Origin of the sequence: Thermobacillus sp., from assembly GCF_003390775.1 — a bacterium.
Taxonomy (GTDB): domain Bacteria; phylum Bacillota; class Bacilli; order Paenibacillales; family Paenibacillaceae; genus Thermobacillus; species Thermobacillus xylanilyticus.
This window is the reverse complement of sequence record NZ_QEWA01000065.1, coordinates 1-20,821: the sequence shown is the minus strand read 5'-3', so window position 1 is coordinate 20,821 and position 20,821 is coordinate 1. Positions and strand designations below refer to the sequence as shown.

The 20,821-nt window shown below is 64.1% G+C and carries 21 protein-coding genes; 11 read left to right on the top strand and 10 right to left on the bottom strand.

What is annotated here, in order from left to right:
• Positions 1–136: 136 nt before the first annotated feature.
• From C6W55_RS17855 to C6W55_RS17840, 4 genes are all read right to left on the bottom strand, one after another.
• On the bottom strand, positions 137–757 hold the full coding sequence (locus C6W55_RS17855; RefSeq protein ID WP_213483040.1) for a hypothetical protein: 621 nt from the start codon (positions 755–757) through the stop codon (positions 137–139).
• 100 nt (positions 758–857) lie between these two features.
• On the bottom strand, positions 858–1,388 hold the full coding sequence (locus C6W55_RS17850; protein ID WP_286894179.1) for a hypothetical protein: 531 nt from the start codon (positions 1,386–1,388) through the stop codon (positions 858–860).
• An 89-nt stretch (positions 1,389–1,477) separates the two neighbouring features.
• A complete protein-coding gene (locus C6W55_RS17845) occupies positions 1,478–2,122 on the bottom strand; it encodes a hypothetical protein (protein WP_286894177.1) in 645 nt (214 codons plus the stop codon).
• A gap of 91 nt (positions 2,123–2,213) precedes the next feature.
• Positions 2,214–2,987 carry an SDR family NAD(P)-dependent oxidoreductase gene (locus C6W55_RS17840; RefSeq protein ID WP_286894175.1) on the bottom strand — a complete coding sequence of 258 codons (774 nt, stop codon included), beginning with the start codon at positions 2,985–2,987 and terminating at the stop codon, positions 2,214–2,216.
• A 249-nt stretch (positions 2,988–3,236) separates the two neighbouring features.
• Between C6W55_RS17840 and C6W55_RS17835 the strand changes: the two genes are divergently transcribed.
• Both C6W55_RS17835 and C6W55_RS17830 read left to right on the top strand, forming a co-directional pair.
• Complete coding sequence (locus C6W55_RS17835) at positions 3,237–3,770, top strand: YceI family protein (protein ID WP_286894173.1); 534 nt, start codon at positions 3,237–3,239, stop codon at positions 3,768–3,770.
• 146 nt (positions 3,771–3,916) lie between these two features.
• Complete coding sequence (locus tag C6W55_RS17830; RefSeq protein WP_286894171.1) at positions 3,917–4,783, top strand: carbon-nitrogen hydrolase family protein; 867 nt, start codon at positions 3,917–3,919, stop codon at positions 4,781–4,783.
• Positions 4,784–4,823: 40 nt separating this feature from the next.
• Here C6W55_RS17830 and C6W55_RS17825 read toward each other — a convergent pair whose 3' ends face one another.
• Positions 4,824–5,678, bottom strand: a complete 855-nt coding sequence (locus tag C6W55_RS17825; protein WP_286894169.1) for a helix-turn-helix transcriptional regulator — start codon at positions 5,676–5,678, stop codon at positions 4,824–4,826.
• A gap of 191 nt (positions 5,679–5,869) precedes the next feature.
• Here C6W55_RS17825 and C6W55_RS17820 point away from each other — a divergent pair, with 191 nt between their 5' ends.
• From C6W55_RS17820 to C6W55_RS17810, 3 genes are read left to right on the top strand one after another with little or no spacing between them, the layout of a single operon-like run.
• Positions 5,870–7,006, top strand: coding sequence for a Gfo/Idh/MocA family protein (locus tag C6W55_RS17820; protein ID WP_286894168.1), 1,137 nt, complete (start codon positions 5,870–5,872; stop codon positions 7,004–7,006).
• Between the two features lie 16 nt (positions 7,007–7,022).
• Positions 7,023–8,096: a Gfo/Idh/MocA family protein gene (locus C6W55_RS17815; protein ID WP_286894166.1), complete on the top strand. Its 1,074-nt coding sequence runs from the start codon at positions 7,023–7,025 to the stop codon at positions 8,094–8,096.
• Between the two features lie 32 nt (positions 8,097–8,128).
• Complete coding sequence (locus C6W55_RS17810) at positions 8,129–8,899, top strand: sugar phosphate isomerase/epimerase family protein (protein WP_286894164.1); 771 nt, start codon at positions 8,129–8,131, stop codon at positions 8,897–8,899.
• A 50-nt stretch (positions 8,900–8,949) separates the two neighbouring features.
• Here the strand turns inward: C6W55_RS17810 and C6W55_RS17805 are convergent, their stop codons facing one another.
• Genes C6W55_RS17805 through kduI form a run of 4 tightly spaced genes read right to left on the bottom strand, consistent with a single transcriptional unit; the run spans position 8,950 to position 12,054 of the window.
• Positions 8,950–9,615 (bottom strand): bifunctional 2-keto-4-hydroxyglutarate aldolase/2-keto-3-deoxy-6-phosphogluconate aldolase, encoded by a 666-nt coding sequence (locus C6W55_RS17805; protein WP_286894162.1) that lies wholly within the window; start codon positions 9,613–9,615, stop codon positions 8,950–8,952.
• A 22-nt stretch (positions 9,616–9,637) separates the two neighbouring features.
• Positions 9,638–10,393, bottom strand: coding sequence for a 2-dehydro-3-deoxy-D-gluconate 5-dehydrogenase KduD (gene kduD / locus C6W55_RS17800; RefSeq protein WP_213483049.1), 756 nt, complete (start codon positions 10,391–10,393; stop codon positions 9,638–9,640).
• The gene (locus C6W55_RS17795) at positions 10,390–11,214 is read right to left on the bottom strand and encodes a DeoR/GlpR family DNA-binding transcription regulator (RefSeq protein WP_286894158.1); all 825 of its coding nucleotides are present in this window, start codon (positions 11,212–11,214) and stop codon (positions 10,390–10,392) included. The genes kduD and C6W55_RS17795 overlap by 4 nt, the downstream gene beginning before the upstream one ends.
• Positions 11,215–11,220: 6 nt before the next feature.
• Positions 11,221–12,054 carry a 5-dehydro-4-deoxy-D-glucuronate isomerase gene (kduI, locus tag C6W55_RS17790; RefSeq protein WP_015253494.1) on the bottom strand — a complete coding sequence of 278 codons (834 nt, stop codon included), beginning with the start codon at positions 12,052–12,054 and terminating at the stop codon, positions 11,221–11,223.
• Positions 12,055–12,380: 326 nt separating this feature from the next.
• Between kduI and C6W55_RS17785 the strand changes: the two genes are divergently transcribed.
• The 4 genes from C6W55_RS17785 (at position 12,381) to abc-f (ending at position 17,059) form a co-directional block, all read left to right on the top strand.
• Entirely contained in the window at positions 12,381–12,824 is a 444-nt protein-coding gene (locus tag C6W55_RS17785) for a universal stress protein (RefSeq protein WP_015253495.1), read from the top strand.
• 79 nt (positions 12,825–12,903) lie between these two features.
• Entirely contained in the window at positions 12,904–14,394 is a 1,491-nt protein-coding gene (gene glpK / locus C6W55_RS17780; protein WP_286894155.1) for a glycerol kinase GlpK, read from the top strand.
• A 170-nt stretch (positions 14,395–14,564) separates the two neighbouring features.
• Entirely contained in the window at positions 14,565–15,086 is a 522-nt protein-coding gene (locus C6W55_RS17775) for a hypothetical protein (protein ID WP_015253497.1), read from the top strand.
• A gap of 371 nt (positions 15,087–15,457) precedes the next feature.
• Complete coding sequence (abc-f, locus tag C6W55_RS17770; protein ID WP_286894153.1) at positions 15,458–17,059, top strand: ribosomal protection-like ABC-F family protein; 1,602 nt, start codon at positions 15,458–15,460, stop codon at positions 17,057–17,059.
• A gap of 143 nt (positions 17,060–17,202) precedes the next feature.
• On the opposite strand, the gene C6W55_RS17765 is transcribed toward abc-f, so the two are convergent.
• On the bottom strand, positions 17,203–18,246 hold the full coding sequence (locus C6W55_RS17765; protein WP_286894151.1) for a hypothetical protein: 1,044 nt from the start codon (positions 18,244–18,246) through the stop codon (positions 17,203–17,205).
• Positions 18,247–18,686: 440 nt separating this feature from the next.
• On the opposite strand from C6W55_RS17765, the gene C6W55_RS17760 reads away from it, so the two are divergent.
• Complete coding sequence (locus tag C6W55_RS17760) at positions 18,687–20,153, top strand: protein adenylyltransferase SelO (protein WP_286894150.1); 1,467 nt, start codon at positions 18,687–18,689, stop codon at positions 20,151–20,153.
• A 398-nt stretch (positions 20,154–20,551) separates the two neighbouring features.
• A complete protein-coding gene (locus C6W55_RS18320) occupies positions 20,552–20,770 on the top strand; it encodes a hypothetical protein (protein ID WP_483316376.1) in 219 nt (72 codons plus the stop codon).
• Positions 20,771–20,821 lie beyond the last annotated feature (51 nt).

Genomic DNA, 20,821 nt, shown 5'->3' with positions numbered 1-20,821 from the left:
TATGCGGGGATGCTCAAAGGATTCAAATCCGGCGCGCTCGGCAGCCATCCGAATCCGAAAGCGCTGCTGATGCGTCTGGCTTCGTGATAGACGAAGGCCGTCCGGAACGGAATGTCCGAGCGGCCTTTCTGCATCCTTATTGCCCGGTTGCGGGCATGGCTTTCAAGACAGGCGCGGGTTCGCGACCGTCCCCGTAATCCGCGGGAGCGCCCGGGACGGTGCCTGCCGCCGAATCGGAACCGTTGACGGCGGCTTGCTTCGAGACGGGCGTGTTCGGATCGACGCCGCCTCCCGGATTGGAGGCGTTTCCGTCCGGCGCGGTCAGTCCGGGATCGGTCGGCTCGGGGAGCGCTCTGACGGCTCCCGGCGTATTCTCCGTATTCGGCGCAGGTTCGATGATCGGCAGAATGGTCATTACGCCTTCTCCGCCATCGCCGCTCTCACCGGCGGCCGGATCATCCGACTGCGGTTCGGCCGGATCGACCGGCGTCGGCAGGTCGACCGGCTGGTCGCCGGCGCCCCCGTTCGCGTCCGTCGACGGTTCGGTTCCCTGTCCGTCGCCGGATACCCCTTCGTCTTCCGTCGATGGATTGTCCGCCGGAGCATTCGTTCCTCCGGCTCCTGCTTGTCCTTCATCCTGCACGGCCGGTTCCGGCGCGTTGTTGTTCTGATCCTTCGAATTGTCCGCGTTGCACCCGATGGTCGCGGCCAGGGCAAAAGCGGTTGCCGCTGCCGTAATGATCCGCCATGTCTTCATATGGCATCCCTCCGTTATCTGGTTTCATCCTCAGGACGTGCCAGGATACGGAAAGGTTGCAGCCCGTACGCAAATTTCCCAGTGAAAAAACCGACGGCGGTTACGGCGTACTTCTGCGGGCGGCGAGCAGGAACGCACCGGCCAGAATAAAAACGATCGCGAGAAACGGCTGTCCGAGCGCCAGTTTTTCGATCAGATTGCCGATCGAGAAAGCGACGAAGAAGATGAGCGACGCTCCCGCGAGTATGTTGATCGGGATGAGCAGCGCTTTGTTCCTTCCGCTGAACCAGTAGAGTTCGAACAGCCCGACGGCAACTGCCAGTATGAATCCGGGCCACAGATACGACCAGCCGTCGGTCAGCGTCGCGATCTGACAGACGATGCCGGCCGTCGTGACGATGCCGGCGGGTACGAGCACGCCGACGGCGTTGCGTCCGAACACGCCGAAATACAGCCAGTGAAGCAGAATGCCGACCGGAATGACGAACAGCGTCGGCCAGAAGTACGCGAAGACCGAACCGGTGCTGATGTTTTCATCCCGCATGAAAAACAGATAAGCTCCGAGCAGAATCAGCGCAATGCCCGCGAAGAATAGCACACCGGAAGGACGGTCGTCCTCATGCTGCGGCATATGTTCTTCCTGGACTCAGGTCCAGGGGAAGGAACGAAAAAAATCGCGGCCGATGCGCATCGGCCGCGTATGTGTGTCTATGCGAAGCTTCAGGAATTGCCGGGTTTCCGGACGGGATGCTTCATGCGGACGAAATGCCGCAGTTCGTCGGTCAGGCTGTCCTTCAGCTTTTCGATCAGCTGGTCTTCGGAAATCCCTCTGGACTTCGCGATCTCGGCGATCGATTTGCCTTCGGCAAGCCGGGACTTGAGCTCGTCCTTCGACATGCCGAGCACGGATGCGATCTTGTGCATCATGAACAGATGGCCGGGATGACGGTGAAGCGGGCGCAGGATGTCGCGCGAGTCCACGGCCGCTTCGATGTGCGCCTGAAGACCGCTCTTGATCTCCCGGGCGCGCGCGGCGGTCAGTCTGCCTTCGGCGACCCGCGCGTCGATGCGCTTCGCCGCGGCCTCCGACAGCCTGCGGATCAGTTCGTCCTTCCCGATGCCCTTCTTCGCCGCGATTTCGGCGAGCGTCTTGCCTTCCTTCAGTTCCCGCCGGAGTTCATCCCGGTTGAGCTTCAGAATATCCGCCGCTGCGGAAAGGATGCCCGCATGCACATAGCCCGAAGCCTGGGCTTTGTCCGCAGCCCGCCCCTTGTCCGGATGCGCGGCCGCCGTCTGGGCGGCAAACAGGAGAACCGCCGCCAGACCCGCGGCGAGCGCCGCATGGATCGAAAATTTTCGTCTCATAGGCCAGCTCCTTTGCTGTCATGGTTGGCGTTCCCTGTTAGTATTGGCAATTCGGACCGGGATTATTGCGGGCGGCAGCGGCGGTTGTCCGTCAGAGCAGCATGTTCGCCCCGTCGAGCCGGATGGCCGCGCCGGACAGATATTCCGTTTCATCCGATGCGATGTAGCAGACGAGGCTGGCGACATCCTTCGGCAAGCCGACCCGCCCGAGCGGGAATTTCTTGCGGAACCGGATCTCGTGTGCCTTGCGCTCCTCTTCGGTCATCTCGACCTGCTTCGGCGCCGTTCGTGCGACCAGCACGGCGCCCGGCTCGATGACGTTGACGGTAATGCCGTATTGCGCCAGCTCGATGGCAGCCTCCCGGGCGAGCATCTTGATGCCGCCCTTCGTCATCGCGTAGACGGGGTCGAAGTCGGACGGCCGCTTGCCGTGAACGGACGAGATCAGAATGACGCGCCCGTTCGGCCGCGATTTCATGTAAGGCAGGGCGGACTGGATGCATTGCCAGTATCCCTTCAGATTGACGTTGAACACCCGGTCGAACTCTTCCGGCGTGTAGTCGAGCAGATCGCGGTTAAGCTGCAAGGCCGCGTTGTTCACGAGGATATCGATGCCGCCGTAACGGTCGGCGACCGCCGCCGTCATGCGATCGATCTCTTCCTTGTTCGAGACGTTGCCTTGCACGATGAAAGCATCGCCGCCGAAGGCCTCGATCCGCCGAAGCGTCTCCTTCGCGCCGTCCGCGCTGGAGTTGTAGTGAACCGCCACTTTGGCGCCCCGCTCGGCAAGCGCAACGGCAATGCCTTGCCCGATGCCGGTGCCTGCGCCGGTCACGAGCGCGATTCTTCCGGCCAGATTGTTCATGGGGGAACACCCTCCTCGAAACCGCATGGCTATGCCTGTCTTGAATGCCCTTCCATTATACCGTCCGGCCGGAACGGCGTCGATGAACGGATTTGACATGAAGCTGTCGGCATTTGATGCGGCGCCCGCCGTCGCGCCGCATCGCGGCAGAAAGAGTTGACATCCGGATCGGCGGACGCTATGATAGCTGTAGTATTAAAGTGAGTATATATTATTTTGTAAGTAAATGTCGAAGGGAGCAAGATAACGATGGCCAAAACGAAATGGGCGGTCGACACGACGCACAGCAGCATCGACTTCTCGATCCGCCACATGATGATCGCGAAGGTGAAAGGATCGTTCAACCAGTTTGAAGCCTCCATCGAGGCGGATCCGAACGATCTGACGACGGCGGACATCGCGTTCAGCGTGGACGTTGCCAGCATCGACACGCGCAATGACGACCGCGACGCGCATCTGCGCTCCGCCGATTTCTTCGATGCCGAGAACCACCCGAAGATGACATTCAAGGCGACGAAGATCGTCAAGACCGGCGACGGCGAGTACGAGGTGACGGGCGATCTCACGATCCGCGGCGTCACCCGCTCCGAGACGTTCAGGGTGACGTTCGAAGGCGCCGGCAAAGATCCGTGGGGCAACCACAAGGCCGGCTTCAGCGCTGAAGGTACGATCAAGCGGAGCGACTACGGCCTGACGTGGAACGCGGCGCTCGAGACCGGCGGCGTGCTGGTCGGCGACGAGGTGAAGATCCATCTCGAGATCGAAGCGGTCGAGCAAGCCTGATGGGAATCATACCTTTCGAAAATCATGAAGGACCGGTTCGCCCGGGAGGCGGCTGGTCCTTTTTCGCTGCGCCGGACGCTTGCTTCATCGGCAGGCGGCCTGCATAATGGGAGCATGGAATGGCGAGGAGCAAGGAGGACAAACGCATGAAAACCGGAAAATTCCGCGTCTCCGCCGTGCAATACCGGCTGCAGACGATTGATTCATTCGACGCGTTCGCCGCGCAATCGACGCATTATGTCCGCGCCGCGCAGGAGTTCGGGGCGGACTTCGTGCTGTTTCCCGAGTTTTTCACGACGCAGCTCTTGTCGATCGGCGACGGTTCGGGCCGGGCGCTGCCGATCGGCCGGCTGCCGGAGTTCACCGACCGCTACCGCGAGCTGTTCGCCGGGCTGGCGAGGGAGACGGGGATGCACATCATCGCCGGCACCCACGTCATCGAGCGGGGCGGGAAGCTGTACAACACCGCTCATCTGTTCATGCCGGACGGCCGGGTGTTCGAGCAGCCGAAGCTGCATCTGACGCCGACCGAAGTGAAGGAATGGAATCTGGCGCCGGGCGAGGATCTGAAGGTGTTCGAGACGGATCACGGCACGATCGCGCTGTTGACGTGCTACGATATCGAGTTCCCGGAAATTGTGCGGATGGCGAAGGCGAGGGGGGCGGACGTCATTTTCTGTCCGTCCTGCACGGACGACCGCCACGGCTTCTTCCGCGTCCGCTATACAAGCCATGCGCGGGCGGTCGAGAACCAGGTGTACGTCGTGCTGACCGGCACGGTCGGTTCGCTGCCGACGGTTGATTTCATGCGGCTCAACTACGGTCAGGCCGCGATCATCACGCCGAACGACATTCCGTTCCCGCCGCGCGGCATTCTGGCCGAAGGCGAAATCGGCGAGGACATGGTGATCACCGCCGACCTCGACCTGCGGCTGCTCGAAGAAGTGCGCGAGAGCGGCTCTGTGACGACGTGGCGCGACCGGCGGACCGATCTGTATCCGGACTGGCGTTAGGTCGGAATGGAAGCGGCGGGCGCGGACAAGAACGCGGGCGTCAGGTCGCGGCGCGCAGCGAGCGCCGGAACGACTCCGGCGTCTGTCCCGTGATCCGTTTGAACGCGCGGGTGAAATGGGACGGATGCTTGAAGCCGACCTCGTAGCCGACCTCCGTCACCGGGCGCTCCGGATCGAGCAGGAACAGCAGCTTCGCCTGCGTGATGCGCCGCTGGTACAGGTAGTCGAAGATGGTGAACCCGGTCGCCGCCTTGAACAGCCGGGTCATGTAATATTTGTTCATATGGAGTTCGCGCTCGAGCACGTCCAGATGGATGTCGTCCATGTACCGCTCCTCGAGGTATGCGGCAATCCGCTGGGCCCCCCGGGCTTTCGCGTCCGAAGGCTCGGCGGTCTCCGGTCCCGGCGACATCCCGGCGAAACATTCGGACACTTCGTGCAGCAGCCGGAGGAATGCGATCAGGAACCGATTGCAGGAGAAGGCGTCCTCCCGCCGGTACAGGCCGCACATCTCGGCAAGCAGCGCTTCGATCCGTTCCCGCCGCTCGCCGGAGAGCCGCACCCGCGCGTTGCCCAGGTCGCGGAACGGCGCCAGCGCGTCGGCCTGGAACGGCGGGCGCAGCAGTTCGGCGGCGAACGCCGGATCGAAATGGATGATCGTCCGCAAATACGGCAGGCGGCGATTGATGATCGGCGCATGCAGCGTCATGCCGTGCATGATGATGAGATCGCCGGGGGCGAGCTCGAACATGCGCCCGCCGATCAGATAGGTGCAGCCGCCGCCGTGGAAATAGTAAATCTCATATTCCGGATGCGCATGGAACCGGCCTGTCGGGTATTGATCCTGATTGAACGATGCGTCGATCGGCAGTCCGAATTGGTCGCTCAGGGTCATCGAAAACTCCTCCTTGCTGCCAAGTGTACCACAACGGCAGCTGTCGGGCGGGAGTTTTTTTTTTATCGAGAAAAAAGTCAATCAGGATCAAATACGGCCGCAAAACGGTTACTGTTGTGAAAGTGCTGACATATCCAAGATGTTAGGATGGGGGCGGAGAACACCAATACCGAAAGTCAGGAGTGGAAGCAATGCTGCGCATCGGAGTGATCGGGCTCGGCAACATGGGCACCTCGCATGCGGATGTGCTGGCGCGAGGCGAAGTGGAAGGCGGCGTGCTGGCTGCGGTATGCGATGCCCGGCCGGAGCGGCTGGAATGGGCGCGTGAGCAGTACGGCGATCAAGTGAAAGGTTTCGGCGACGCGGAACAGATGATGGCGTCCGGAGAGATCGACGGCGTGGTGATTGCGACGCCGCATTACGATCATCCGCCGCTGGCGATCCGCGCGTTCGCGCACGGGCTGCACGTGCTGATTGAAAAGCCTGCGGGCGTCTATACGAAACAGGTGCGCGAGATGAACGAAGCGGCGGCTTCGGCGGGCACCGTTTTCGCGATCATGTACAATCAGCGGACGAATCCGCTCTACCGCAAGCTGCGCGATCTGGTCGAAAGCGGCGAGCTCGGCGAGATCCGGCGGACGAACTGGATCATTACGGACTGGTACCGTCCCCAGAGCTACTATGATTCCGGAAGCTGGCGCGCGACATGGGAAGGCGAAGGCGGCGGCGTGCTCATCAACCAGTGCCCGCACCAGCTCGATCTGTGGCATTGGACGACGCTGCTCAAGCCGAAAAGAATGCGCGCGTTCTGCCGCTTCGGCAAATACCGGAACATCGAGGTCGAGGACGAAGTCACGGCTTATGTCGAGTACGAAAACGGCGGCACCGGCGTGTTCATTGCGACGACGGCCGAGGCGCCGGGCACGAACCGGTTCGAGGTGACCGGCACGCGGGGCAAGATCGTCATCGAGGACGGCAAGATGTCGTTCTGGCGGCTGCGCGTGTCCGAACCGGAGTTCAACGCGTCGTACCGCGGCCTGTTCGGCAAGCCGGAGTGCTGGAAGGTGGAGATTCCGGTCGAGCCCGGCAGCGGACCCCAGCACAAGGGCATCCTCCAGAACTGGACGGACGCGGTGCTCAAGGGGACGCCGCTGCTCGCGCCGGGCGAAGACGGCATCCACGGCCTGATGCTGTCCAATGCGATGCTGCTGTCGACCTGGACGGACGACTGGGTCGAGATGCCGATTGACGAGGACCGGTTCCATGCGGAGCTGATGGCGCGGATCGACGAATCGCGGCAGCGCAGGACGCAGGGCGCGAAGGCTTGAGAGAGGAGCGGAGAACATGAAGGGAGACGGCATGAACTACGCGCCGCAGGGGAAGCCCAGCCCGGTCGTGAAGCCGGGCGAGTTCGTGTTCGCGGCGATGGATCTGGAGCACGGCCACATCTACGGCATGTGCAACGGGCTGATTGAAGCGGGTGGAACGCTCAAATGGGTGTACGATGACGATCCGGCGAAGGTCGAGCGGTTCGTGAAGACGTATCCGGGTGTGAAAGTTGCGCCCTCGGCGGACGCGATTCTGCAGGACCCGGAAGTGATGCTGGTCGCCGCCGCCGGCGTCACGTGCGAACGCGGGCCGCTTGGCGTGAAGGTGATGCGGCACGGCAAGGACTATTTCGTCGACAAGGCGCCGTTCACGACGCTGGAGCAGCTGGAGGAGGCAAGGCGGACCTGCGCCGAGACGGGGCGGAAGTACGCCGTCTATTACAGCGAGCGGCTGCATGTGGAGAGCGCCGTCCACGCGGGCGACCTGATCGAATCGGGCGCCATCGGGCGGGTCGTGCAGGTGCTCGGACTCGGGCCCCACAGATTGAATGCGGCTTCGCGGCCGAAGTGGTTTTTTGAACGGGAGAAATACGGCGGCATCCTGTGCGACATCGGCAGCCACCAGGTCGAGCAGTTTCTGTTCTACGCCGGCTGCAAGGACGCGAAGGTGCTGCACAGCAAGGTCGGCAACTACCGCAATCCCGAGTACCCCGAGCTCGAGGACTTCGGCGACGCGACGCTGCTCGGCGACAACGGGGCGACGAACTATTTCCGCGTCGACTGGCTGACGCCGGACGGCCTCGGCACGTGGGGCGACGGGCGGACGGTCATCCTCGGCACGGATGGCTACATCGAGCTGCGCAAATACATCGACATCGCCCGGTCGCCGGAAGGCGGGCATCTGTACCTGGTGAACGGGGAAGGCGAGTTCTACATGGACTGCCGCGGCAAGGTCGGCTATCCGTATTTCGGCCGGCTCATCCTCGACTGCCTGAACCGGACGGAGCACGCGATGACGCAGGCGCACGCGTTCAAGGCGGCGGAGCTCTGCCTGATCGCGCAGGCGCGGGCCGAGCGGGTGTACGGATAAAAAGGGTTCGGCGCGAAAGGCGGGACACACGCGTGAAGAAGGAGCAGATTGCGGCGCAGCTGTACACGTTGCGCGAGTTCACGAAGACGGCGGAGGATCTTGACTTGACGCTGCAGCGCGTCGCCGAAATCGGGTACACGGCGGTGCAGGTGTCGGCCATCGGGCCGATCGATCCGCGCGAGGTGAAGGCTTCGGCCGACCGGCACGGGCTGTCGATCTGTGCGACGCATGTGCCGTACGCGCGTCTTCTCGGCGACCTGGATGCGGTCATCGCGGAGCACAAGCTGTGGAATTGCCGGTACGTCGGGCTCGGCATGATTCCGCGGCATTACGCCGAAGCCGGGCGCGAAGGGTACGAGGCGTTCATCCGCGAAATGTCGGAGCCGGCGCGGAAGCTGCGCGACGCCGGGCTGCAGTTCGTCTACCACAACCACAAGCTGGAGTTCGAGAAATACGGCGGCCGCACGGCGATGGACCTGCTGCTGGCGGAGACGGACCCGATGGATTTCCATTTCGAGCTGGACACGTACTGGGCGCAGGCGGGAGGCGCCGATCCGGCGGCCTGGATCCGCAAGCTGGACGGCCGGATGAAGGTCGTGCACCTGAAGGACATGGCCATCTACGAGGACGAACAGCATTTCGCCGAGCTCGGCGAAGGCAACATGAACTGGGATGCGATTCTGGACGCCTGCCGCGCAGTCGGCATGGAATGGTACATCGTCGAGCAGGACGTCTGCCGGCGCGATCCGTTCGAAAGCCTTGCGGTCAGCTGGAAGTACCTTGCAGCGCGGGCGGATCGGTGAGCGATGAAAAAAGGCGGTTCGGCATGCAGCCGGACCGCCTTTTTTGCCGGTTATTCCGCCTTCGCCTTGCGGAAGGCGTCCATGTACGCGCGCGCCTTGTCTGTGATCAGGTCGTAGTTGCCGGTCTTGACGGCTTCCTTCGTCAGATCGCCGCCGATGCCGACCGCGAACGCGCCGGATTTGATCCATTCGCCGAGGTTGGACAGCGAGACGCCGCCGGTCGGCATGATGTTGGCCTGCGGCAGCGGCCCCTTGAGCGTCGGGATGATGGACGGGCTGAACATGTTGCCCGGGAACAGCTTGACGACGTCGACGCCGAGCTCGAGCGCCTTCGTGATGTCGGCGATGGTGACCGCGCCGGGCATGACGGGTACGCGATACCGGTTGCACAGCCGGATCGTCGCTTCGTCGACGCTCGGCGAGACGACGAATTCGGCGCCGGCGAGAATCGCCGCGCGCGCCGTCTCGCTGTCGAGCACGGTGCCGACGCCGATGATCGCATAGTTCGCAGCCGCCGGGTCGCCGCTCTGATATTTCTTCGCAAGCGCGGTGATCGCTTCAAGCGCATACGGCACGGTCATCGTGATCTCGATCGCGCGGATGCCGCCTTCGATCGACTTCTCCGCCATCCGCACGACATCCTCGGGCGATTCGCCGCGCAGGACGGCGACGACGCCCGCCTCGTGCAGCCGGCCGATCAGCTGAATTTTTTTCATCGGGACAAGGCTCCTTTCGGTTCTAACGCGCCATCCAGCCGCCGTCCACGCAGAGGATATGCCCGTGCACATAGTCGGACGCGCGCGAAGCCAGGAAGACGACCGGCCCTTTCAGGTCGTCCGGCACGCCCCAGCGACCGGCAGGGATGCGTTCGGAAATGCTGCGATAGCGCTGCTCGTCCGCGCGGATCGGCGCCGTGTTGTTCGTCTCCATGTAGCCCGGCGCGATGGCGTTGACGTTCACGCCTTTGCCCGCCCACTCGTTGGCGAGCGCTTTCGTCAGCCCCGCCACGCCGTGCTTGCTGGCCGTATAACCCGGAACGTTGATGCCGCCCTGGAACGAGAGCATGGAGGCAATGTTAATGATTTTGCCATAGCCATTCTCTATCATATGCTTTCCGGCGAGCTGGGACAAGAAGAAGACGGCGTTTAAGTTGAGCGCGATCACGTCGTTCCAGTCCTGGCGCGAATGGTCCGCCGCGGGAGTGCGGCGGATGATGCCGGCGTTGTTGACGAGAATGTCGATCCGGCCGAACGTCTCGACGGCCTGCCGCCAGGCCCGTTCCGCTTCTTCCGGACGGCTCAGATCCGCGGGGATGTCTTCCGCCCGGCCGCCGAAACCGCGGATGATGCCGGCCGTCTCGGCACTGCCCGAGCTGGACACCAGGGCGACGGATGCGCCGGCTTCCGCCAGGGCGATCGCCATCGCCCGCCCGAGTCCGCCGGAAGTGCCGGTAACAAACGCATGGCGTCCCGTCAGGTCGAACCAATCTTTCATTCGGAAATTCCCTCGCTTTCTTGTCCTTGTTCCGCTCCGGAAGCGGAAGCTTCGCGCGATCCGCCCGGCGCCTTGACAATCCGGGCGCCGGCCGCCGCATAGCGCGCCGCCGTCTCCGCGTCCAGGCCGCTGTCGACGATGAGCTGGTCGACGTCCGCAAGCGCGGCGAAGGTGCGCAGCGCGATACGGCCGAATTTGTGCCGGTCGGCCAGCATGTATCGGTGCATCGCCGTCTCGATCAGCGCGCGCTTGAACTCGACCAGTTCGCCGGTGTAGATGGAGAATCCGTAGGTTTCGTGCACGCCCGTCGCGGTCAGAAACGCTTTCCGCAGATTGAGGCCGCGCACGAACCGCACCGCTTCCGGACCGGCCAGCATGTTCCGCACGCGGCTGCCGCCGGGAACGACGAGCCGGATTTCCGGCTTGAACGCCAGCTCGCCGATGATGTACACGTCGTTCGTGACGACCGTAAGCGGTTCGTTCGGCAGCCGGCGGGCCAGCTCCAGCGTCGTCGAGCCGCCGTCGAGGGCGATCGTGTCGCCCGGCTCGATCAGCTCGAGCGCTGCGGCGGCGATCTCCGCCTTCTCCGCGAGATGGCGCGTGACCGGCCCGCGCTCGGGCAGAATGCCGAACTGCTCGCGCTGCGCGAGCATCGCGCCGCCGCGGACGCGGACGAGCAGCCCGCGCTCCTCCAGCTTCGCCAGATCTTCGCGGATCGTCTTGCCCGTCACCTGCAGCCGCTCGCTCAGCTCCGCGACGGTCACTTCGCGATGCGCGAGCAGTTGCTCCATGATGGCTTCATGCCGTTTCAGCACATTCATGACGGATCAGCGCAGCTCCTGCATGGCGACGGGATCCATGTCGTCGAACGCCTGGTTCTCGCCCGCCATGCCCCAGATGAACGTGTAGCTGGCCGTGCCGACGCCGCTGTGGATCGACCAGCTCGGCGAAATGACCGCCTGCTCGTTGCGGACGACGATGTGGCGCGTCTCCTGCGGCTCGCCCATGAAGTGGAAGACGACGCCGCTGTCCGGCATGTCGAAGTAGAAGTACACTTCCGACCGCCGGTTGTGCGTATGGCAGGGCATCGTGTTCCACATGCTGCCCGGCTTCAGCAGCGTCATGCCCATCACGAGCTGACAGCTTTTGATGCCGCCTTCATGAATGTACTGGTAGATCGTCCGTTCGTTCGACTGTTCGAGACTGCCGAGATGGCGAGGCGTCGCTTCGCTGATTGCCGCTTTCACCGTCGGGTAGGTCTGGTGGGCGGGACACGAGTTGAAATAGAACTTCGCCGGCGCGTCGGCGCGGTCGCTCGCGAAGATGACGTCCTTCGCGCCGCGGCCGATGTACAGGCAGTCTTTCGGCTCCATCGCATAGACCGTGCCGTCCACCGTCACCGTGCCGCTGCCGCCGATGTTGATGATGCCGATTTCCCGCCGTTCGAGGAACGTGGCCGCGCCGATCTCCTTCGGGTCGGCCTCCAGCTTGACCGGAGAGCCGGCCGGCTGGACGCCGCCGACGATGAAGCGGTCCACGTGCGAGTAGGTCAGCACGATCTCGCCGGGCTTGAACAGCGTTTCAATGAGAAAATGTTCCCTGAGCGCCGTCGTATCGTACTTCCTGGCTTCCTGCGGATGGACCGCGTAACGGATCTCCATCGTGCATTCTCTCCTTTTGACGTTCATTTTGGTTCAAATGATTCCACTAAAGTTCATTTTATATCGGCGTGGGGAAAATCGCAATCGCGGATTGCCGGTTTCCATCCCTTTTTGACCATATCCCCTTCGCTCAACCCGATGCGTGACGCGTCATCGGCAACATGCGTTTTCGGCGGCATCTTCCAGGCGCACGCTCCGCCAACGAAATCAGCCGGTTGATCACCTGCCGTAACCTGCAGCACCCGCAAATCATCAATGCCAACCGGACCGGCGCCAAGATATTATAGGAATAAAGGAGTCCAGCGGGATGCGGAGGAGGTACGCTTATGCTCTATCGGCATATTCTGGCGGCCTACGACGGCTCGGAACAGGCGAGGCATGCGCTGCGCGAGGCGGTGCGCATCGCGGACGCCGGGGGCGGAACGAAGTTGACGGTGCTGCATGTCGCGCCGGTGCCGGCCGGATTCGCCGGCGACATGCTGTTCACGCCGGCCGTGAGTCCCGAGGATGAACTGCAGCGCGCGTCCAAGTTGTTGAAAGAGGCGGAGGAAGCCGCGCGCGGTATCGTCCGGTTCAAGGCGGAGCTGGCGTACGGCGCGCCGGGACCGGTCATTCTGGAATACGCCCGGGCGTACGGCTGCGATCTGATTGTGCTCGGCAGCCGCGGACTCGGCAAGCTGCGGGAGATGCTGCTCGGCAGCGTCAGCCATCATGTCGTGCAGCACGCCACCGTGCCCGTGCTGATCGTCAAGAAGGCCGGGCGTCGTTGACAGCCCGGGCCGGCGGCGGCTATAGTGTTTACAGCGCTTACAATCAGAAACGAGCAGACGAGTGCGGGGAGTGAGAAACATGGGCGGCCCTTACTTGCTTGCCATTGACCAGGGGACAACGAGCTCGCGGGCGATCCTTTTCGATGCGGAAGGCCATATCGCGGCCAAGGCCCAGCAGGAGATCCGGCAGCATTATCCGCAGCCGGGCTGGGTCGAGCACGATGCCGAGGAGATCTGGATCTCCGTTCACAGCGTTGTGGCCACGGCGATTGCGCAGGCCGGCATCCAGCCTGACCAGATCAGCGCCATCGGCATTACGAACCAGCGGGAGACGACGGTCGTCTGGGACCGCAAGACCGGTCGTCCCATCCATCATGCGGTCGTCTGGCAGTCCCGCCAGACGGAGGACATCTGCGAACGGCTGCGCGCGGAAGGCGCCGAGCCGCTCATCCGGGAGCGGACCGGGCTGCTCATCGACCCGTATTTCTCGGGCACGAAAATCCGCTGGCTGCTCGACCATGTGGACGGCGCGCGGGAGCGGGCGGAGCGGGGCGAGCTGCTGTTCGGCACAATCGACTCCTGGCTCATCTGGAAGCTGACGGACGGTGCCGTCCACGTCACCGACGTGACGAACGCATCGCGGACGCTGCTCTTCAACATTCACAAGCTGGCGTGGGACGAAGAGCTGCTCAGGCTTCTCGGCGTGCCGGCCGCGATGCTGCCGGAAGTGCGAATGTCTTCGGAGGTGTACGGCCGCACGTCGCCGAATGCGTTCTTCGGCTGCGAAGTGCCGATCGCCGGGGCGGCGGGCGACCAGCACGCGGCGCTGTTCGGGCAGGGATGCTTCGAGCCCGGCATGGCGAAGAACACGTACGGGACCGGCTGCTTCATGCTGATGAATACCGGCGAGAAGGCGATTCCGTCGAAGCACGGCCTGCTCACGACGATCGCCTGGGGCGCGGGAGGACGGGTCGAGTACGCGCTGGAAGGCAGCGTGTTCGTCGCCGGTTCCGCGATCCAGTGGCTGCGCGACGGCCTGCGCATGATCAAGGCGGCGCCCGATTCGGAGGCGTATGCGGGCCGGGTCGAATCGAGCGAGGGCGTCTATGTCGTGCCGGCGTTCGTCGGACTCGGCACGCCGTATTGGAACAGCAGCGTGCGCGGCGCCGTTTTCGGCTTGACGCGGGGCACGTCGAAGGAGCATTTCATCCGGGCGGTGCTGGAGTCGATCGCCTACCAGTCGAAGGATGTGCTGGACGCGATGGAGGAGGACGCGGGCGTCCGGTTGAAGGCGCTCCGCGTCGACGGCGGCGCGGCGATGAACGATCTGCTCATGCAGTTCCAGGCCGACCTGCTGGGCACGCCCGTCGAGCGGCCGGTGCACTACGAGACGACAGCGCTCGGCGCGGCGTACCTGGCCGGACTCGGCGCCGGCGTATTCGGCGGCCGGGAGGAGATCGCCGCGCAATGGCGGCTTGACAAGCGGTTCGAGCCCGCGATGGAAGCCGCGGAGCGCGACCGGCTGTATGCCGGGTGGCAGCGCGCGGTGCGGGCGGCGATGGCGTTTTGAGGTGAGGCGCCGGCTTCGGGGATCGGATGCGGACATCGGATCGGGTGCCGCATTCGGTCACTTTCGCTTATTCAGGGCATCTTTTCAAGGATTGTGACACTTTTCACAGCGTTGCCTCTCCGGTTCCGTTACCCTCGAAGTGAACACGATGCACAATCGGAGGGGTGGACGTGAAGCCGCACGCGCATGGCATTATCGACGATCTGAACGCCGTACTCGGGCATCCGTTGTACCCGCTGGGCGATGCGATGCAGAGGCTGCAGGAAGAGCGCAGCCTGCTCATGGAAGAGTGGAACGAACTGGCCGTCCTGTCCCGATCGATCTTGAGACACCGGAATTCCCGTTTTCACGAAGACGAGATCCGCTGGCTGATGGAGAAAGCCGGCGATTTCCGCGAAGACCTGCGCGAACATGCCGCCTGGACAGAGAAGCAGCTCGGTCCGTTGCTGGAGCAGGCGCTGGAGGCCGCTGCCAGCCTGCTCGATGATTTGCACGCGGCGATCCGGCTGGCGGAGAACCGGCTGGACCGGTACTTGGCCGGCCTTGCGAACGCGGCGTCCGAGCCGGAGCGCGGGCGCGAAATTCCGGATCAGCTGCTGCAAGCCGGGCGGGCTTTCGACGCCTTGTTCCGTCTGGAAGAACGGCTCCTGGATGATCTGTGGGAACGCACGGGGTCGGACGGCACGGGTTGATTCACGCGGTATTTTTCGCTACAATCAGGACAACACGATACGGAAAGGGTGACCATTGGTCCGATGCGCAACTGAGATCCTGACGAATGGAGACGCATGAAGAACGAACGGCGGACGCCGTCCATGACGGCTTGTTCCGTGTTGCCCGCGGGCGCCTTGCAGGCGCCGGATACGGCTTGTTCGTTCGCAGTTTCCGGACAGGATCTTGCGCTTGCCGCGGCACAGCTTCCGCCGCATGGACCTTGGGTCGCGCCTTCATACGGGATGGATACGCCCGCCCTCCGCTGCAGCCGTGCGGCGGCAGCGGCGCGTGTGCCTTTCGCATGACGCAAGCCTCCTGTCCACATAGATGGATACGGGAGGTTTTTTTCATGACGATGTTGTTTGAAGCGTCACAGGTGGAAATGTTCATCGGCGACAGGCGGCTGTTCCGCGCCGAACAGCTGCGCATCTCATCCGGTGAGCGGATCGGCCTTGTCGGCATGAACGGCACGGGCAAGACGACGCTGCTCCGGATGATTGCCGGCGAAGTGAAGCCGGATGCCGGGGCGGTCCGGATCGCGGGTTCGCGGGCAGTCATTCCGCAGCTGAAGCCGGACGAAGGGACGCTGAGCGGCGGAGAGACGACGGCGCTCTGCATGGAGCGGGCGCTGGCCGAACGCGCCGCGCTGCTGCTCGCCGACGAGCCGACCATGCATCTCGACGCCGACCATATCCGCAGGCTGGAAAAGGCGCTCCTCGCATACGAGGGCGCGTTCGTCGTCGTGTCCCACGACCGGGAGTTTCTCGATCGCGTCTGCACGCGCATCTGGGCGATCGAGGACGGCGCCGTGTCGAGTTACAGCGGGAATTACTCGTTCTATCGGCAAATGCGCGAGCTGGAGCGGCGGCGGCATTGGGAAAAATACGAATCCTACGTGGACAAAAGGCGACAGCTCGAAGCGGCCATTCAGCAGAAAGCGCAGAAGGCGGCGCGCCTGGAGAAGGCGCCGCGCAACCTGAGCCCGTCGGAAGCGCGGATGGGCAAGGATCATTACGGCTCCGTGCAGAAGAGCATCCATCAATCCATCAAGGCGATCAAGACGCGCATTGTCAAGCTCGAGCGGGTCGACAAGCCGCGGGAGCCGGAGCGGGTGCGGATGGACATCCCGGAAGCGGCGCGCCTCGGCAGCCGGATGATCATCCGCGTGGACGGGCTGGAAGCCAACGCCGCCGGACGGCTGCTCTGGCGCGACGTCCGGTTCGGACTGCCCGCGGGCAGCAAGACCGCGCTGCTCGGTCCGAACGGGTCGGGCAAGACGACGCTGCTGAAGCGCATCCTGGAGGGCGGCGAAGGCGTGACGATCGCCCCGGCGGCGAAAATCGGATACTTCAGCCAGAACCTGGACATTCTGCGTCCGGACCGCACCGTCTTCGACAACGTCTCCGACGGGGCGGCGCAGCCGCCGGAAGTGGTGCGCGCCGTGCTGGCCCGGCTGCTGTTCAAGCGCGATGACGTCCACAAGCCGGTCGGCGTGCTGAGCGGCGGCGAACGCGTCCGGACGGCGCTGGCGAAGCTGATCGTCGGCGACGTGAATGTAATGGTGCTGGATGAACCGACGAATTTTCTCGACATTCCGTCGATCGAGGCGCTCGAATCGCTGCTGGCCGACTATGCGGGCACGGTGCTGTTCGTCACGCACGACCGGCGTTTCGCCGACCGGACGGCGGACCGCATTCTGGAGATCCGGGACGGCCGGGTGCACGTGTTCGAGGGCGGCTGGCGGGAATATGAGGAGCACAAGGCGCGCATGGCGGAGTCCGGGGATGCGGCGCTGGAGGAAGCGTTGATGACGGTGGAGACGAAGCTGTCGGAGACGCTCGGCAAGCTGAGCATGCCGGAGCCCGGCGACGATCCGGAGGCGCTCGACGCGGCGTTTCGGGAGCTTGTCGCGAAACGGAACGAGCTGCGCCGGTTGCTGGGGAAAGCTTAGAGGTTCGATGGGACGGGCTCGACATTTCCCGGGAAATGGTGTCGACATGCGAAGCGGCCGGTCGGGACCTGACCGGCCGCTTGTTTGCATGCCGGCATGAAAAATCCCGGCGGCCGCTCCGGAATCGGCCCCCGGGATCAGGATTACGCGTGCTGCTGGCCGAACAGCCGCGTCCATAAAGAAGGCTTCTTGCGCACGCGGTGCCGCTCGGAACGCGGAATCGTAATGGACGGCATGTCCGCTTCCGGCTGCCGCTGCGAAGTTTGCGGCGGTGCGCCCGCCGGGGCGTCCGGCGGCTGCGCGGTCACCGGGCCGCGATGGCCGGAGGCCGCGGACTCCGCGGAAGGATCCGGCGCTGCGGCGGCTGCTTCGGCGCCGGCAGGCCGCGGCGTATCCGCGGAGGCGTCCCGCGCTTGCGGGCCGGCATCTGCGGTTCCGGACGCGCCCGGTTCCGGCGCGGACGACGCCGGTCCGGCTTCCGCTTCCCCGCCGGACGCGCCGCCCCCGGACAGGTCCGGCGCCCGCGGCGGGTGGGCCGGGTTCGCCCGGTAATCGGCGGAAGCATTCGCCGCAATCTCATCGGCGATTCGCGCCGCTTCGCGCAGCTCGTGCAGCAGATGCTCGATCGGCACTTCGTGCTGCTCGTGCGCCGGCGGCCGCTGACGCTTGAAGAGGGCGGCGGGCGCGGGCTTCGCATCCGCACGCTCGGTCTGGGGATCCGAATCCGCAACGCCGGACTCGGTGTCGCGTCCGGCCGCCAGCATGACGGCGGCGTTGCCGATCGCCCGTTCGACGCCGGCCCAGATCGCAAAGCCGAACGCCGCCCGGTCTTCCGCGGCGGCGGATTGACCCGCTCCGCGGCCGCCGGCTTCTTCCCTCCCTGTCGGCAATTCCGGCATGGCAAGCCGAGACTCCGTGATGCGATCTCCGATAAGGGCGGACTCCCGCCGGGCGCCGGCATCCGGCTCGGCCAGCCGGTCCACCAGGCTCGACAGCCTGTCCACCCGCATTTCCAGTTTCAGATGCTCTTCCCTGAGCGCTTCGATCAAACTGTGCAAATGGCGCAGCGTAAGCCTCGGGCGCGCCGCCTTTTCTTCCGCCGTGTCCGCCGGCCGGTCGACCCGCGCTTCCCTCGTTCCGCCGTGAGCTGCGGACCGTACGTCGTCCGCTTCCATCGTGCTTCGCATGACATTACGCCTCCTTGCATCGTTTGTGACGGCGTTCCGGTTGACGGAACGGCCTGTCTTCATCTTATTACGCCGCGGCCGAGGAGGCTGTCGAAGCCCGCTGTCAAGCCGCAAAATGCTCCGTTGGTACCGGCATGTCCGCCGCCCGGCCGGGACGCCGCCCGGAAAGTCCCGATTCGTCCGCCCGCACGACAGCGTTCGCAGCGCCATCCGACGCCGCCCGCATTCGCAGGCGACGGCAAGCGGTCCCCGATCATGCTTAATTACATTTTCCATGCCGGTGTGATAAGATGATCCTGACTTTGGAGCGCCGATGCCGCCGGGGCTTCAACCTGTCTTGGCGCACAATTTCGGCCATCACGGGGAAGAATAGGGCTGCGAGCCTGAAGCTGGCCGGCATTTGTGCCGGACTTTCGAATGACAGGGGAGCGTGGTGCCAGGTGGAACGGACAGAGCAGCGAGCCGGATGGCGCTTCGACAACCGGTATGCCCGGCTGCCGGAGTTGTTCTATGTGAGACAGGAGCCGGTGCAGGTGCGCGAGCCGCGGCTCGTCATGCTGAACGAGCCGCTGGCGGCCGAACTCGGCCTCGATGCGGAGGCGCTTCGCTCCCCCGAAGGCGTCGAGGTGCTTGCGGGCAACCGGCTGCCGGAGGGTGCCGAGCCGCTTGCCCAGGCATATGCCGGCCATCAGTTCGGCTATTTCACGATGCTCGGCGACGGCCGGGCGCTGCTGCTCGGCGAGCAGCTCACCCCCTCGGGAGCCCGCATCGACATTCAGTTGAAGGGATCGGGCCGCACGCCGTATTCCCGCGGCGGCGACGGCCGGGCGGCGCTCGGCCCGATGCTTCGCGAATACATCATCAGCGAAGCGATGCATGCCCTCGGCATTCCGACGACACGCAGCCTCGCGGTCGTGAAGACCGGCATGCCCGTCATCCGCGAGACCGTGCTGCAGGGCGCGGTGCTGACCCGCACGGCAGCCAGCCATCTGCGTGTCGGCACGTTCCAGTTCGCGGCATGGCGCGGCAGCCGGGACGACCTCAAGGCGCTGGCCGACTTCGCCATCGCGCGCCACATGCCGGAGGCGGCGGAGGATAAGCAGCCGTACCTGGCTTTGCTCCGGGAGGTGATTGAGCGCCAGGCCGCGCTCATCGCCCGGTGGATGCTGGTCGGGTTCATACACGGCGTCATGAACACGGACAACATGACGATCAGCGGCGAGACGATCGACTACGGCCCGTGCGCATTCATGGACGAGTATGATCCGCTGACCGTTTTCAGCTCCATTGATACGCACGGCCGCTATGCATACGGACGTCAGCCCGCGATCGGCGCATGGAATCTGGCGCGGCTGGCCGAAGCGCTGCTGCCGCTGCTTCACGAAGACGAGGAGAAAGCCGTCGAACTGGCGGAGGAGACGCTCGGCGAATATGCCGGCCGGTACGAACGCCATTGGCTTCAGGGCATGCGTGCCAAGCTGGGGCTGTTCGGCGAAGAGGAGGAAGACGAAGCGCTGGCCCGGGATCTGCTCGAGCTGATGCGCAAGGCCAGGGCGGATTACACCCGCACCTTCTTCGACTTGACGCTCGGCCGGCCGGAGGATACGCCGATGCACGGCACCCGGGAGTTCGAGGACTGGCTTGCCCGGCGGCAGCGGCGGCTCGCGCGGCAGCCGCAGACCGAGGCCGAGGTGCGGCGGCTCATGATGAGCGCCAATCCGGCGGTCATCCCGCGCAACTACCGCGTCGAGGAAGCGCTGGCCGCCGCGGAAGCCGGCGATTTGTCCGTCATGGAGCGGCTGCTGGCCGCGCTGGCGGCGCCTTACGATTACGATGCGGACCATGCGGATTATGCCGCGGTGCCGCCGAAGCCGGATCGTCCGTATCGGACGTATTGCGGGACTTGAAGCGGAGGCATGATCGTCCGCATATGGCCGGATGGCCGCAGATCGGATGTCGGCAGAAGGACGGTTACGGATGACCCGGTAATCATAGACCGGTAAACGGTGACTGGCGGCGGATAACGATAACTGGGACAAATGTCGGGCAGATGCTTCGGCGGGAGGCCGGGGCGCCCGCCTTTTTTCTGTCGGAAAATGTCGTTTTGTAAATCATTTTTACTAAAAAGTCTAATGAAAACCATGTGGTTTGGACGAAAAAAGAGGTGTATGCGTATTTCGGGCAGCGGTTGTTCCATCAATTTACAGAAAGCGGGGCTTCACAATGGTCAGACAGCGCGTCGGCTAGGCCGAAAAGACGATGACGGCGGCAGCAGCCGCTCGATGAGAAGGGGGAAGATGCAGGAATGAATCTGTTGCAAAGGTTGACGACGATGAAAAAACCCGAGATGCAAGCCCAGTCCGAACAGACGGCGGCGGCCGATCTCTCCTGCGCGAAGGAAGCGGCGCTGGAGATGAAGACGCAGTACGATCAGCTGCTCGCCGATTTCAAGCGCAGCAGTATATCCAAAGCGGCCTCCGCTGGGTCGTGGACATGGATCTGGAGAAGTTCTTCGACCGTGTGAACCACGACATTCTGATGGCAAGAGTGGCGCGGAGGATAGAGGAAAAGCGCG

Coding starts and splice junctions, on each gene's coding strand:
- C6W55_RS17765 (WP_286894151.1), bottom strand. CDS start 18,246: ATGCGAAGCACGATGGAAGCGGACGACGTACGGTCCGCAGCTCACGGC.
- C6W55_RS18320 (WP_483316376.1), top strand. CDS start 20,552: ATGAATCTGTTGCAAAGGTTGACGACGATGAAAAAACCCGAGATGCAA.
- C6W55_RS17850 (WP_286894179.1), bottom strand. CDS start 1,388: ATGCCGCAGCATGAGGACGACCGTCCTTCCGGTGTGCTATTCTTCGCG.
- abc-f (WP_286894153.1), top strand. CDS start 15,458: ATGACGATGTTGTTTGAAGCGTCACAGGTGGAAATGTTCATCGGCGAC.
- C6W55_RS17835 (WP_286894173.1), top strand. CDS start 3,237: ATGGCCAAAACGAAATGGGCGGTCGACACGACGCACAGCAGCATCGAC.
- C6W55_RS17830 (WP_286894171.1), top strand. CDS start 3,917: ATGAAAACCGGAAAATTCCGCGTCTCCGCCGTGCAATACCGGCTGCAG.
- C6W55_RS17840 (WP_286894175.1), bottom strand. CDS start 2,987: ATGAACAATCTGGCCGGAAGAATCGCGCTCGTGACCGGCGCAGGCACC.
- C6W55_RS17785 (WP_015253495.1), top strand. CDS start 12,381: ATGCTCTATCGGCATATTCTGGCGGCCTACGACGGCTCGGAACAGGCG.
- C6W55_RS17825 (WP_286894169.1), bottom strand. CDS start 5,678: ATGACCCTGAGCGACCAATTCGGACTGCCGATCGACGCATCGTTCAAT.
- C6W55_RS17805 (WP_286894162.1), bottom strand. CDS start 9,615: ATGAAAAAAATTCAGCTGATCGGCCGGCTGCACGAGGCGGGCGTCGTC.
- C6W55_RS17855 (WP_213483040.1), bottom strand. CDS start 757: ATGAAGACATGGCGGATCATTACGGCAGCGGCAACCGCTTTTGCCCTG.
- glpK (WP_286894155.1), top strand. CDS start 12,904: ATGGGCGGCCCTTACTTGCTTGCCATTGACCAGGGGACAACGAGCTCG.
- C6W55_RS17795 (WP_286894158.1), bottom strand. CDS start 11,214: ATGAATGTGCTGAAACGGCATGAAGCCATCATGGAGCAACTGCTCGCG.
- C6W55_RS17815 (WP_286894166.1), top strand. CDS start 7,023: ATGAAGGGAGACGGCATGAACTACGCGCCGCAGGGGAAGCCCAGCCCG.
- C6W55_RS17820 (WP_286894168.1), top strand. CDS start 5,870: ATGCTGCGCATCGGAGTGATCGGGCTCGGCAACATGGGCACCTCGCAT.
- kduI (WP_015253494.1), bottom strand. CDS start 12,054: ATGGAGATCCGTTACGCGGTCCATCCGCAGGAAGCCAGGAAGTACGAT.
- C6W55_RS17845 (WP_286894177.1), bottom strand. CDS start 2,122: ATGAGACGAAAATTTTCGATCCATGCGGCGCTCGCCGCGGGTCTGGCG.
- kduD (WP_213483049.1), bottom strand. CDS start 10,393: ATGAAAGATTGGTTCGACCTGACGGGACGCCATGCGTTTGTTACCGGC.